11 protein-coding genes are annotated in these 12,497 nt (G+C 36.4%); 3 read left to right on the top strand and 8 right to left on the bottom strand.

All coding sequences use genetic code 11. The annotated features are described in order from the left end of the window. Nucleotides 1-9 precede the first annotated feature (9 nt). From UtA1_RS05490 to speB, 4 genes are all read right to left on the bottom strand, one after another. The gene (locus UtA1_RS05490; RefSeq protein WP_096550305.1) at nucleotides 10-1,182 is read right to left on the bottom strand and encodes an acyl-CoA dehydrogenase family protein; all 1,173 of its coding nucleotides are present in this window, start codon (nucleotides 1,180-1,182) and stop codon (nucleotides 10-12) included. A gap of 318 nt (nucleotides 1,183-1,500) precedes the next feature. Next, entirely contained in the window at nucleotides 1,501-3,168 is a 1,668-nt protein-coding gene (gene argS, locus UtA1_RS05485) for an arginine--tRNA ligase (RefSeq protein ID WP_096550304.1), read from the bottom strand. After that, nucleotides 3,165-3,602 (bottom strand): DUF1934 domain-containing protein, encoded by a 438-nt coding sequence (locus UtA1_RS05480; protein WP_096550303.1) that lies wholly within the window; start codon nucleotides 3,600-3,602, stop codon nucleotides 3,165-3,167. Before UtA1_RS05480 ends, argS begins: the two co-directional genes overlap by 4 nt. 200 nt (nucleotides 3,603-3,802) lie before the next feature. Then, nucleotides 3,803-4,675 (bottom strand): agmatinase, encoded by an 873-nt coding sequence (gene speB, locus UtA1_RS05475; RefSeq protein ID WP_096550302.1) that lies wholly within the window; start codon nucleotides 4,673-4,675, stop codon nucleotides 3,803-3,805. A 285-nt stretch (nucleotides 4,676-4,960) separates the two neighbouring features. On the opposite strand from speB, the gene UtA1_RS05470 reads away from it, so the two are divergent. Further along, nucleotides 4,961-7,018 carry a transglycosylase domain-containing protein gene (locus tag UtA1_RS05470; RefSeq protein ID WP_096550301.1) on the top strand — a complete coding sequence of 686 codons (2,058 nt, stop codon included), beginning with the start codon at nucleotides 4,961-4,963 and terminating at the stop codon, nucleotides 7,016-7,018. A 303-nt stretch (nucleotides 7,019-7,321) separates the two neighbouring features. Here the strand turns inward: UtA1_RS05470 and UtA1_RS05465 are convergent, their stop codons facing one another. After that, the gene (locus UtA1_RS05465) at nucleotides 7,322-7,843 is read right to left on the bottom strand and encodes a YwhD family protein (protein WP_016837290.1); all 522 of its coding nucleotides are present in this window, start codon (nucleotides 7,841-7,843) and stop codon (nucleotides 7,322-7,324) included. 70 nt (nucleotides 7,844-7,913) lie between these two features. Between UtA1_RS05465 and UtA1_RS05460 the strand changes: the two genes are divergently transcribed. Then, complete coding sequence (locus UtA1_RS05460) at nucleotides 7,914-8,099, top strand: 2-hydroxymuconate tautomerase (protein WP_016837291.1); 186 nt, start codon at nucleotides 7,914-7,916, stop codon at nucleotides 8,097-8,099. Between the two features lie 44 nt (nucleotides 8,100-8,143). Here the strand turns inward: UtA1_RS05460 and UtA1_RS05455 are convergent, their stop codons facing one another. From UtA1_RS05455 to UtA1_RS05445, 3 genes are all read right to left on the bottom strand, one after another. Further along, nucleotides 8,144-9,343, bottom strand: a complete 1,200-nt coding sequence (locus UtA1_RS05455) for a polysaccharide deacetylase family protein (RefSeq protein ID WP_096550300.1) — start codon at nucleotides 9,341-9,343, stop codon at nucleotides 8,144-8,146. Nucleotides 9,344-9,782: 439 nt separating this feature from the next. Continuing rightward, nucleotides 9,783-11,105 (bottom strand): HD domain-containing protein, encoded by a 1,323-nt coding sequence (locus tag UtA1_RS05450; RefSeq protein WP_096550299.1) that lies wholly within the window; start codon nucleotides 11,103-11,105, stop codon nucleotides 9,783-9,785. Between the two features lie 247 nt (nucleotides 11,106-11,352). After that, on the bottom strand, nucleotides 11,353-11,583 hold the full coding sequence (locus tag UtA1_RS05445; RefSeq protein WP_016837294.1) for a DUF1450 domain-containing protein: 231 nt from the start codon (nucleotides 11,581-11,583) through the stop codon (nucleotides 11,353-11,355). A gap of 250 nt (nucleotides 11,584-11,833) precedes the next feature. Here UtA1_RS05445 and UtA1_RS05440 point away from each other — a divergent pair, with 250 nt between their 5' ends. Continuing rightward, the gene (locus UtA1_RS05440) at nucleotides 11,834-12,493 is read left to right on the top strand and encodes an RsfA family transcriptional regulator (RefSeq protein ID WP_096550298.1); all 660 of its coding nucleotides are present in this window, start codon (nucleotides 11,834-11,836) and stop codon (nucleotides 12,491-12,493) included. Nucleotides 12,494-12,497 lie beyond the last annotated feature (4 nt).

Genomic DNA, 12,497 nt, shown 5'->3' with positions numbered 1-12,497 from the left:
CTCCTAAAATTATAATTTTAATGCTGATTCTGCTAATTTTTTTATTGTTAAATCATCCATTGGTGGATTATGAAGTCCTGCGCGAACATCGCGATAATATCGTTGAAGCGGATTGTTGCGTTGTAAACTTCTTGCTCCTACCACGCGCATTGCTTTATCCACGACTTGAATTGCATTATTTGTAACGGTATATTTTGCTACATTGACTGCATTTGCAATGTTGGCAGCGTCTTCTGTTGAAATTTCACCTTTTTGCATTAAATCGATACAACTTTGGGCTGCACCATAAAGGGTATAGCGAGCTTGCATCAGTAGCAAATCAATTTCTCCAATTAATGCTTGAACGTTCGGCAATGTTGCAATCGTTCCTTTAATGCTATTTGGTGAGTGTGTATTGGCAAATTCCACTGCATAATCGCGTGCTGCTTGCGCAATTCCTAGATATGTAGCTGGAATGATTAATAGCCATCCATTCAATTTAAAGCCTGTTTGGTATTTCGGAATTTCTACTAAATTTGATTCATCTACTTCTACATTTTCTAAAACTAGATCGTGACTGCCAGTCGATTTCATGGCTATTACGTCCCAAGTTTCATCGATTGAAAGGCCTTCTGTATCTTTATGAATTAGGAAGTTTCCGATATTTTCAATTTCTTGAATCCAAGCGGTTACTAAGAAATAATCTAACTCAGGTGAACATGTTGCATAAGCTTTACGACCATTGATCACCCACTTGTTTCCTTTCTTAACAGCGCTTGTTCCAGGACGGCCACCACGGACTGGACTTCCTGTAATGACTTCACTGAAAATTTTATTGATGATTGCTCCGTTTTTTACATCGTTTGCAAATTCTTTAAGCTTTTCTTCTGCCCAGCTTTTCGTTTCATATACATCCCCTACCGTGAGCAGAGTCCATCCAATAGAAAGAGCTGTACTGCCATCATAACTACCTAACGTTTCTTGCAGTAATATGGCATCATAAACATTCATCCCCTCGCCACCATATTCTGTAGGCAAAGTAACTTTTGGATATCCAATCTCACGTAACCTTTTTATATTTTCATGAGGGAAAATCGATTCTTCATCGTTTCGTTGGGCATTTTCTTTTATACCTTTTTCTAAAACAGCTAACTTTTCAAGCCATTCCCGTTGTTTTTCGGTTTTAATAAATAGTTCTTTCAAGTAAGATTTACCTGCCTTTCACAATAAAAAGGGATCTCTTATTTTTCCAACAAAAAAACTCAACTTAATGATATTTACTACGTCATGATTTTACTTTTTTCGACATTATTAGTCAATATATTCTTAGTTCATTAGTCGGAATTGTTATTTTATAGAAACTACATCTTTATCAATCACTTAATACCAACTTGTTTAGTTGGATTTATATTAATCAAATTTTACTCAATCGTACATTCAATGTCAATATAATTCCTATAAATTTTATAAGAATACAAAAGAAAAAAACCAGCCCCTATTATGAAGCTGGTTTAAAACAAATTACATTTTTTCTGGTGCTGAAACGCCGATTAGTCTTAATGCGTTGGCAAGAGTTACTCGAACAGCTTGAATTAATGAGAGACGCGCTTCTGTTAATTCTTTATTATCCGGATTTAACACTTTTTCCGCGTTGTAGAAGCTGTGGAATGCCGCTGCTAATTCTTGAGTATAGTTCGCAATGCGGTGAGGAGTGCGATGTTTTGCTGCTTCTGCTACGATTTGTGGGAAAGTACCTACCTTTTTCAACACTTCCTCTGATTTTTCATCCGTTAATAAATGTAAGTTTTCTAATGACGCTTGGAATCCTTGTTCTTCTGCACTGCGCAAAATAGAACAAATACGTGCATGAGCGTATTGTGCGTAGTATACAGGGTTTTCGTTTGATTCTGCAACTGCAAGATCAAGGTCAAAGTCCATATGGGAATCGCAAGCGGTTTTCACGAAGTAGTATCGTACTGCATCAAGCCCTACTTCTTCCACCAGCTCACGCATTGTTACAGCATTACCTGTACGTTTACTCATTTTATATTTTTCGCCGTTTTTATAAAGCTGCACCATTTGGATGACTTCGACTTCTAATTTATCACGGTCATAGCCAAGAGCTTGAATTGCCGCTTTCATACGCGGAATATAACCATGATGGTCTGCTCCCCATACGTTAATCAGTTTATCGAAGCCTCGTTGGATTTTATCTTCATGGTATGCAATATCTGGTGTTAAGTATGTGTATGAACCGTCTGATTTAATGAGAACGCGGTCTTTATCGTCGCCAAATGTTGTTGAGCGGAACCAAGTCGCTCCATCCTGTTCATAAACGTGGCCGTTTTCTCTTAATTTATTTAAAGCGTGGTCAATTTTTCCACTTTTATATAATGAAGTTTCGGAATACCATACATCAAATCGAACTCTGAAGTTTTCTAAGTCCTTTTTCAATTTTTCTAATTCAAGAGCTAATCCATTTTCACGGAAGAAGTTAAAACGTTCTTCATCGGATTTTTCTAAAATAGAATCGCCGTATCGTTCAACAAGTTTGTTTGCAATCTCGATAATGTCTTGGCCATAGTAGCCATCTTCCGGCATTTCCGCATCAAGTCCCAACGCTTGTTTGTAACGCGCTTCTAGGGAATAAGCCAAGTTGTTAATTTGATTTCCCGCATCGTTAATGTAATATTCACGAGTAACGTCATATCCAGCAAAATCTAAAACATTGCAAAGGGAGTCGCCGAATGCAGCACCGCGAGCATGTCCTAAGTGAAGGTCACCTGTTGGATTCGCCGATACAAACTCCACTTGAATTTTTTCTCCGCCTCCGCTATTTGAGCGACCATAATTTTCACCTTGTTCGAACACCGCTTTTACAATATCTGCAAGGAAATCTTTGCGAACAAAGATGTTGATGAAGCCCGGTCCTGCAATCTCAACTTTTTCAATATCAGTTCCTTCTGTTTCTAAATTTTCAACAATTGCTTCTGCTATTTGGCGTGGGGGTTTTTTTGCTAGCTTCGTTAGTTGCATCGCCAAGTTTGTTGCGAAGTCACCTTTTGTTTGATCTTTTGGCACTTCAATATGAACTTGAAAATCCGTTCCTTCTTCTAAAATTTGCGCTTTTAAAACAGCAGCTTTTAAAGCGTTTTTCAATGATTCTTGCAATTGTCCTACTGCATTCATGCTTGTCCCTCCGTGTATTGTATTTCCAATGTATAATGACCGACTGATTGTCCACTAATAATTAAATCATATTGCACATTAAATCTGCCACTTATATTATCTTCATCTACATGTTCGAACCCTAGGTGATAAGTTTTTGTTTGCAATGGCAACGTGCCATACATTGTGTCGTAGTGACCATTTTGTTTACATTCTGTGCTAAAAGGCAGCCGCATGTTGACAGCTCCACTTCGCAAAATGAGTGCATCGTCGTTATTCATTTTTACTGTTGTACGAATTGTTAGGTCTTCTATTATTTCTTCATAGCGTAAATACATTTTACCGTTCTTTTTTAGCCAAACACCTTGAAGCCACAGTTCATATGTTTCCTCGTCCCCTTCAATTGGGCAAATCGTCGAAATGACTTTTATTTTTACGTTTTTTTCAACACTCATTTCCTGTGGGCACTCCTTATGTATTACTATAACTTATACATTATATTATTGCCTTGCAAGAAATTTCAAGGGAACGAATGAAAATTCAAAAATATCAAGGCTTTGGCTTCATTTTAAACGGTTTTCCTTCTGATTAGGAAAAAATATCAAATAAAAAAGCGATTAAAGTTTTCCAATGAACTTTAATCGCATCAAGATTTTTATTTAATCCAACCTAGAATCATTTCTCTTAATAGTTTGGAAGCAGTATTGGCTGTCATTTCAGAGTGGTCGTATACAGGAGCTACTTCTACTAAGTCAAAACCAACGACATTTACTTCACTTCTTGCAATTTCATGGATTGATGCAAGCAGTTCTTTTGATGTAATGCCGCCGCAATCTACTGTACCAGTACCAGGAGCAAATGCAGGATCTAGCACATCGATATCCGTCGTGATATAAACGTTGCGACCTTTAAGCGTTGGAAGTACTTCTTTTAAAGGCTCTAACACTTCAAATTTCGCAATATACATGCCGTTTTCTTTCGCCCATTCAAATTCTTCTTTAAGTCCAGAACGAATACCGAAAGAATATACATTATGAGGACCAATCAATTCCGCAATTTTTCGGATTGGCGTAGCATGGCTTAATGGCTCTCCTTCATAATCTGTGCGCAAATCCGTATGAGCATCAAAATGAAGGATGGCTAAATCTGGGTATTTTTCATAAACAGCTTTCATTACAGGCCAAGACACTAAATGCTCTCCACCCATGCCGATAGGAATTTTCCCATCTGCTAACACTTTCTTTACAAACTTTTCAATTTCATCTAATGATTTTTGAGCATTCCCAAATGGAAGTGGAATATCCCCTGCATCGAAAAATTTTACTTCTTCTAATTCACGGTCTAGATATGGGCTATATTCTTCCAATCCAACAGAAACTTCACGAATTCTTGCGGGACCGAAGCGAGAACCTGGGCGGAAACTTACTGTCCAATCCATCGGCATACCATATAGGACTGCCTTTGATTCTTCGTAATTAGGATGGCTTTTTATAAAAACATTGCCAGAATATGTTTCGTCAAATCTCATATGAATCACCTACTCTATTCATCTTTTACTTACACTAATTCTAGTACCTATTACTTGAAAGCTGAAAATTTCGAATCCAAAAGAATCCGGAACTTTATTCGACATTTTTCGTATTCACTATTGATTACGAAAACAAAAACTTCATTTCAAGATGAAACAATTTTCATACAGAAAAAGTATAGACGTTTTTAGACAAAAGGCAACAGTTTTTTTATGTATATTTTCGATTAAACAGTAAATTTCAAGTCCATACTATAATTAGTTGATTGAAAAGAGGTGAAATGGATGGATAGACGTAGTTATCAGCGACATATTCGACGGAAAAAAAAGATTCGAAATATTGCTTTTTACTTGATTGCCTTTCTATGTGCAATTGTCGTATCGTTTGTAGGTTTAAGAATCTATGCGCAAGTTGCTGGAGCTCCACCACTCATCATAACGAAAGCATCCGTATTCTTAGACCGGAACGGCAATCAAATTGGCGATTATTTTACTGCTGAACGTCGATATTGGAAAGAACTAGATGAAATTTCACCTTATTTAATAGAGGCAACGATTGCAGTGGAAGATAAAGATTTCTATCAACATAATGGTTTTGATTATTCAAGAATTGCGAGTGCCGTTTTAAATGACTTAAAAACGCGCAGTAAAGCGGAAGGTGCAAGTACAATCACCCAGCAATTAGCACGGAATCTATATTTAACTTTAGAAAAAACATGGTCTCGTAAAATAATGGAAGCACTTTACGCATATCGTTTGGAACTCTTTTATTCTAAAGATGAAATACTAGAAGCCTATTTGAATACAGTGAACTATGGTCACGGCATGTATGGAGCTGAAGCAGCAAGTAGATATTACTTTGGTAAATCCGCAAGCGATTTAACGTTAGCTGAATCTGCTTTGCTTGCGGGCATCCCTAAAGGGCCAAGTATCTATTCTCCTCTTAATAATTATGACAAAGCCTTTAATCGTCAAAAGTTAATCTTATCGTTAATGGAAGATCAAAATAAAATTTCAAGTGCAGAAAAGGAACGAGCATTATCTGAAAACATCGTGTTAAAAAATGATCAATGGACTGCTTCTAAAACGATTGCGCCTTATTTCTTGGATGTTGTGTGGCAAGAAGCGACGAAAATTTTGGAAGAGAAAAAACTCAATATTCGAGAAGGGGGCTGGATTATTAAAACGACATTAAACCAAGCTCACCAAAAGGCTGCTGAAGAGGCAATTAATAAAAATATGCCTGATAATGAATTACAAGTGGGACTTGTCAGCATGGATGTAGAAACTGGCCAAGTAACCGCCCTTGTCGGTGGACGTAATTATCGAGAAAGTTCCTATAATCGCGTAACACAAGCACTTCGTCAACCAGGTTCTGCAATAAAACCAATCCTGTATGCAGCAGCACTGGAAAATGGCTTTACACCGCTCACCTATTTAGACGTAGGTGAAACGATTTTTACTTACGATGATGGACGGGCTACCTACAAGCCACAAAACGTCAATGGAAAATTTGCAGATGGCGACATGTCGATGGCTCAGGCGATTGCGATTTCAGATAACATTTACGCAGTTAAAACATTAGAACAAATCGGCTACGATAAATTCCGAGAAATCTCTGAAAGATTTAATTTAAGATATTCCAACAAAGACAATCCATCCATGGCGCTCGGAACGATTGAAAACTCGTTATATGACTTAACAAATGCTTACAATATCATTGCTGCAAAAGGGCAATATCGAAAACCGACTACAATTCTATCAATTCATAATGCGGAAGGCGAACTTGTGTATGAATATGAAGAACCTTCTGAAGAACAAGTCATTTCTGAACAAGATGCTTTCCTATTAACTCAAATGATGACAGGCATTTTTGACCCGATATTCAGTGATTATTCCCCTGCAACTGGGGTTTCCCTTCGTTCAAGAATGACGCATACGTATGCGGCAAAATCGGGAACAACGGTTTCAGATCAATGGTTGATTGGTTATAGTCCTTCCATTACGACAGGAGTTTGGAACGGCTATGATCAAGGAAAAACGTTATCTTCTTCTTCCGATATGTCCGCCCATAAACAAGTATGGATTGATTTTATGGAGGCCGTTCATCGTGATAAACCGAATGAATCTTTTGAAGTACCAAAAGGCGTCAGAGGGGTTATGATTGATATTGAAACGGGTAAACTTGCGACAGACGCATGCCCAAAACAACGTCTCATGTATTTAAAGGAAGAAGATATTCCGACGAAAAAATGTACAGACTTTGATTTCTTTCATGAAGATGGTTGGAATGGTCTTTTTGAATTATTTCCATTCGAGTCATTAAAAGGTTTGTTTAATTAAAAAAGATAAAAAAATAAGCTTTCTCTTTCTTGGAATTTTCACGAAAGAGAAAGCTTTTTTCGTAAACAGAGATAAATGAGACATTTTGCTTGGGAACATAAAATGCCACATTGATTCTACTCTATCTACTAAATGTCCTTGTCCTAGCTATACTATTATTTCAGCTATAAATTCAGTGTACTTATTTTTTAGAATGGTTTCAACAAAGGAATGAATATTACAACGTTTCGTCACAAATCTGACACTTTTAGATACTTTTTTCACAAATCCTATTGACAATAAAATCTGCTGTATATATATTTTTTATTTTTTTATAGCTAATTCATCTTTTAATTGTTGACTGCTTCGTTCCCACATGCCGAGATCGTGATTTTGTAGAAAATCCGCCAATATTTTTTTCGAATCATCATCCATATGATCGACAACAATTTTGCGTTTTAATGATTTGTCCATTTTATTTACATGGTCGGCAAGTATCTTATAACCTCTGCGCTTTTCTTTATTGACAACCATTTCGCATGCTGCAACCCCTGCGTAATATGGTCCATCTTCTTTTATATCGACAGTGACCCATACAAGCCAATATGGTTTACCGCCAGCTGAATCTTCACGGTTTGTCGTAAATTTAATGCGTTTTTCCACTTCACTCTTGGCATGCATTGCTCCCATATCGATAAATGCATGTTTTTCTTCTATATCAATAAATACTGGCGTTACATTCTCCAATGATATTGTACCTATTCCAAATCCTTTATGACCATCTGTTGGATCGTTTTTTATAATGGTAAAAGACATTTTTTGTTTTGGTTTTTCTTCGTTTGTCATATTGTCATCCCCTCCATTTAAACCTATTATAATGATTATACTTCAAATTTATCCACTAGGAGGTTGCGTCATGCCAGTAGTTACAATCAAAATGTTAGAAGGTCGCACAGATGAACAGAAAAAGGCGATGGTTGAAAAAGTAACAGAAGCTCTAGTTGAAACAATTAATGCAAAACCTGAAGCGGTAACAATTATTATTGAAGAAATGTCTAAAAATCATTATGCTACAGGCGGCGTTCGCGCTTCAGATAAGTAATGTACAAAAGGATGAGGGTGACCAATTCGGCACCCTCAAATTTTTTAATTGCTCACTTTTTTTGCAAATTCATTAATGGAAAGCCCCGGCTCAATTCCTAAACGCTCGAGTGTGTATAAATCTTCCCCTAAATTCACTTTTCCTCTTCTCGTAGAAACAGCCATTCGATAACCTGCTTTTTTCACTGTATCAATAAAGCGTTGATCATACTGACCAAAAGGATAGGCAAAATAATATGTACCTAAAATATTTTGACTTGTTAATAAGTCTTCATATAATTCTTCGCTTGAAACTGTAAGCCCCTTCGCTTTATTACCGATTAAACTATGTAAGTTGTGGGTATGGCTACCGTAGTGAAAGACATCGCTCATCTCATCCATATCTTGTTGACTGAAAAAACGCAGCGTGTCCCATTGAAAAGGCTGTTTTGATTTCGGAATTCTACTCGTAATAATAAATTGTTCCGCAATGAAGCCATATTGCTTTAACACTGGATATGCATATTCCCTAATACTTGTAATCCCATCATCAAAGGTCAGCACAACTGCTTTCGCAGGGAGATTAACTTGTTTATGTAAATATCGTTCTAAGTCATATAGCGAAATCGTCTCAAACTGATTTTTCTTCAACCACTCCATCTGGCTGTTAAATTCTGTTGTTGTGATCGTTGTTGAAGCATTCGCATATACAGAATTTGCTTTTTCTTCCGGTGTTAAAATATGGTGGTACATCAATATCGGTATACCGTTATCAACACTTGTTCTTGCTTTTGGCATATAGCCAATTCGACCGCCAACATCTACCTTCCAGAAGTTTCCGAACTCACTAATCACCGGATATCGTAATCCTGCCTTAATGGATACCATTGGAACTAATTTTCCGGAAGTATTATCATATACTTCTAAATCGTAATTGATTAATACCGTTTGATTTGAATTTTTTGCATTTGTATTGACGTTACGGGTTGTCCATGTTTCTGATTGATAAACATCGCTTTTACTTATATAGGCATAGCCGTTTCCAAATTTTATTTCCCACCAATCTTGTTCATATTCTTTATTAATAACAAGCGGCTGATCTTTTTTCATGGTGGCAACAGGAATAAATTCACCAGTACGATTATCAAAAATTTTGACGTTATCCTGCAATGGGACGGCATAACGAACCGTACTTGCTTCCCCCATATTTATAGCCATAAAAACAAGCGGAAGCAATAAAGCGATAATTTTATGAGCGATTTTCATGTCGTTAATCCTTTCTAAAAATATTAAATATATTATTATCCTATTATAATATAATTTCTAAATCATTACAGAAAACTTTAAATCTTCCATATCCCCATGATTAATTCGTGAATTAAGCAAAAAGAAGAGGTTGGGACAAATCTAAAAAACATCATTTTCTCCAAGGAGAAAATAATGTTTTTTTGATATGTTATTAAAAATTGATTTCCGTTCCGGGGACGCTTTCCACGGGCCCGGCTCGAGCCTCCTCTGATTCATTCCTTCGCTCCTGCGGTGTCTCGAGAGGGCTCGTCGCAGGAAAGCTTTGAATTTACTTCCTTGAGCTTGCTCCGCTTTGCGACTAAGCGTGCGCGACAGAAACTTGCCCCGTCACTTCAATCAATTTTTCGTTATATCAATTTTTTATCAAAATCCTTTCAACTGCCCTTTAATTTTTTGTTTATGTCCCAGCCTCTTTTGTTTCGTTCAATAATTTCTCGATTTCTACTTTCAAGTATGGATCAAGAGTTGAATCCATTAATACTTCTTTTGGATAATAGACTTTATGATCTTTTTTCATGCGGCCTGCGATAGCATCAACAATATAAGATTCCTTTGATAGCTCTCTAATTTCACCATTAGGCATTTCTAAAAAAATCGGCATTCGGTTCGTTTCTTCATCCGGTTCATAGTAATCGTAAGGTAAGTCAGAAGTGCAATCATGATAAATATAGTATTCTGTTTCAATACCAGCTTGTTGGAATAAATTTTTTAATTTCTCAAAGCGCTCCATCTCTTCTTCTGGATTGAGATTAATATACTCAAACAGTTTGCGGGTCACGAATCTCGTACTCAAATCTTGTAAAATAGGATCCTTTTCTTTCATCCACAATTTAAAATAAGTGATCAATAAATATTCGTCTAATTCAAGGTAATCTTCTACCGTTATATTATTTTCAAAAAAGGATTTAAAATGAACGGGTTCGACAGTAAATTGATAACCTTGCTCATATAAATGCTTCGTTCTTTTCAAGATGTTATTTAATAATACTTCCGCACTTCGAGAAACCGGGTGGAAATAGACTTGCAAATACATTTGATAGCGGGACATGATATAGTCTTCCACCGCATGCATTCCACTTGATTTAATCACAACTTTTCCTTTTCTCGGCCGCATTACTCTAAGAATTCTTTCCATATCGAAATGTCCATAACTAACGCCAGTATAATATGCATCTCTTTGTAAGTAATCCATTCGATCCGCATCTATTTGGCTGGAAATCAAGCTTACGACCAGTTGATTTTCATAGGTTTTTTCAATGACTTGTGCCACTTTTTCAGGAAAATCTTCCGATACTCTTTTTAATACCGTATTGACTTCTGTTTCTCCCAATAATATTTGCCTCGTAAAATATTCATGATCTGTTTTAAATACATTTTCAAAGGCATGAGAAAATGGTCCGTGGCCTAAATCGTGGAGTAGTGCTGCACATAGCACAAGAAGTCGCTCATCATCATTCCAATCAGATCTTCCATGAAATACATCATCCACAATGCGACGAACAACTTCATATACACCTAAAGAATGGTTAAAGCGACTATGCTCTGCACCATGAAATACAAGGTAAGTTGTACCTAATTGGCGAATTCGACGCAACCGTTGAAATTCTTTTGTTCCAATTAAATCCCAAATCACTTGGTCACGAACATGAACATATCGGTGCACGGGATCTTTAAATACTTTTTCTTCTGCAAGTTTTCTTTTTGCATATTCCACCAAAATGACTGCACCTCGTTCCTTCCAATTCTTACTATCTATTATAAGAAAGTTTCTATTTATTTACACGTAAATGGTATCATTCAGAGAAGTTTTTTTAGTATCGTTTCAAATTGTAAGAAACCGCAAGTAAATACAAGAACTTTCAAGTATTTTGTAGATTTCCCCAAATCCTTCGTTTAAAAACAACGCATTTTTCAAAAACTAATAAAAAAACAAGCTACCTTCTACCACAATAGAAAGTAGCTTTTGTTTAATCCATTTTTAATTTCGCTTTGACTTTTTCCATTAATTCTTCTTCTGTTAATGCATTAACTGGTCTCCCGTTGACAAAAGTAAACGTTTTCTTGCGACCAGGTCCGCAATATGATTGGCAGCCTATGACAATCGTTGCATCAGGATCAAGCTTTTTTAATTTAGGAATCAACGTTTTTAAATTGACGGCTTGACATTCATCGCAAACTTTAAATTCGTTTGCCGCCATAAGATCAACAACCCTTTCTATAATACAAATTCAATTCTACTTTTAGCCTAAGTGATATTTTAGACCATTACGTTACAACGATTCAAGTAAAAAAGACAAATATCCATCAAAGGACTGAAATGCATTTACGAAAGGAGCATTTTAGTAAATTCATATAAAAATTTTAAAAGAAAAATGAATAAATTTGGAACTTGTTGGACACGATAAGTTTTGATAATAAAAAACTACTATATTAACAGGAGGTTAAACGATGGTTAAAGTTCGACAAGATGCTTGGCTGAAAGAAAACGATGAACTACTTGCTGAAGCAGTATTAAGACATGTGAAAGAAGGCAGTACTCAACTAAATGCTTTTGAGGAAGCAGGAGACAAATTAAATAGAACTGCAGCAGCATGTGGTTTCCGATGGAATTCCGTTGTTCGCAAACGCTATGAAAAAGAACTAGAAGAAGCGAAAAGAATTCGTAAAGAGCGAATGAAATTATTAGGGATGAACGGTAGACGACGTTCACCAGGTGTTTATTTACTTCCTAGCGGTGATGGAGAACAATCCAAGCCAATCTCCTTATCTGATATGAATTTAGATATTGTTATTGCTTATTTGTTGCGTTTACAGTCTCAAAGTGGACATGACAATGAAGTTACTAAATGGCGTCAAATCGCAAACTCTGCTACTGAAAAAATAAAAGAATTAGAAAAAGAAATCGAAAGATTGCGCAAGGAAAACAAACAAATCCGGGAAGATTACGAACAATTCGTTCAAATTATGAATCGCGCTCGCAGACTTGTTACGTTGGAAGATGAAGAACCGCGCATTGCACCTGTTTTCAAAATGGAGAAGAACGGAAACTTAGTAGCTGATTATACTCACATGAATTCTAGTAAAGAAAACGTAGATGTGCCGAACTAATGCA

This window comes from Ureibacillus thermosphaericus (genome assembly GCF_002370195.2).
In the GTDB taxonomy this organism is placed as follows: domain Bacteria; phylum Bacillota; class Bacilli; order Bacillales_A; family Planococcaceae; genus Ureibacillus; species Ureibacillus thermosphaericus.
Note: the sequence above shows the minus strand (reverse complement) of the source record. Positions and strands in the feature narration are given on the sequence as shown.

Excerpts from the sequence above, each read along its gene's own strand:
- UtA1_RS05470 (WP_096550301.1), top strand. The coding sequence starts at position 4,961 with ATGGATAGACGTAGTTATCAGCGACATATTCGACGGAAAAAAAAGATT.
- speB (WP_096550302.1), bottom strand. The coding sequence starts at position 4,675 with ATGAGATTTGACGAAACATATTCTGGCAATGTTTTTATAAAAAGCCAT.
- UtA1_RS05455 (WP_096550300.1), bottom strand. The coding sequence starts at position 9,343 with ATGAAAATCGCTCATAAAATTATCGCTTTATTGCTTCCGCTTGTTTTT.
- UtA1_RS05445 (WP_016837294.1), bottom strand. The coding sequence starts at position 11,583 with ATGGCGGCAAACGAATTTAAAGTTTGCGATGAATGTCAAGCCGTCAAT.
- UtA1_RS05480 (WP_096550303.1), bottom strand. The coding sequence starts at position 3,602 with ATGAGTGTTGAAAAAAACGTAAAAATAAAAGTCATTTCGACGATTTGC.
- argS (WP_096550304.1), bottom strand. The coding sequence starts at position 3,168 with ATGAATGCAGTAGGACAATTGCAAGAATCATTGAAAAACGCTTTAAAA.
- UtA1_RS05440 (WP_096550298.1), top strand. The coding sequence starts at position 11,834 with ATGGTTAAAGTTCGACAAGATGCTTGGCTGAAAGAAAACGATGAACTA.
- UtA1_RS05465 (WP_016837290.1), bottom strand. The coding sequence starts at position 7,843 with ATGACAAACGAAGAAAAACCAAAACAAAAAATGTCTTTTACCATTATA.
- UtA1_RS05460 (WP_016837291.1), top strand. The coding sequence starts at position 7,914 with ATGCCAGTAGTTACAATCAAAATGTTAGAAGGTCGCACAGATGAACAG.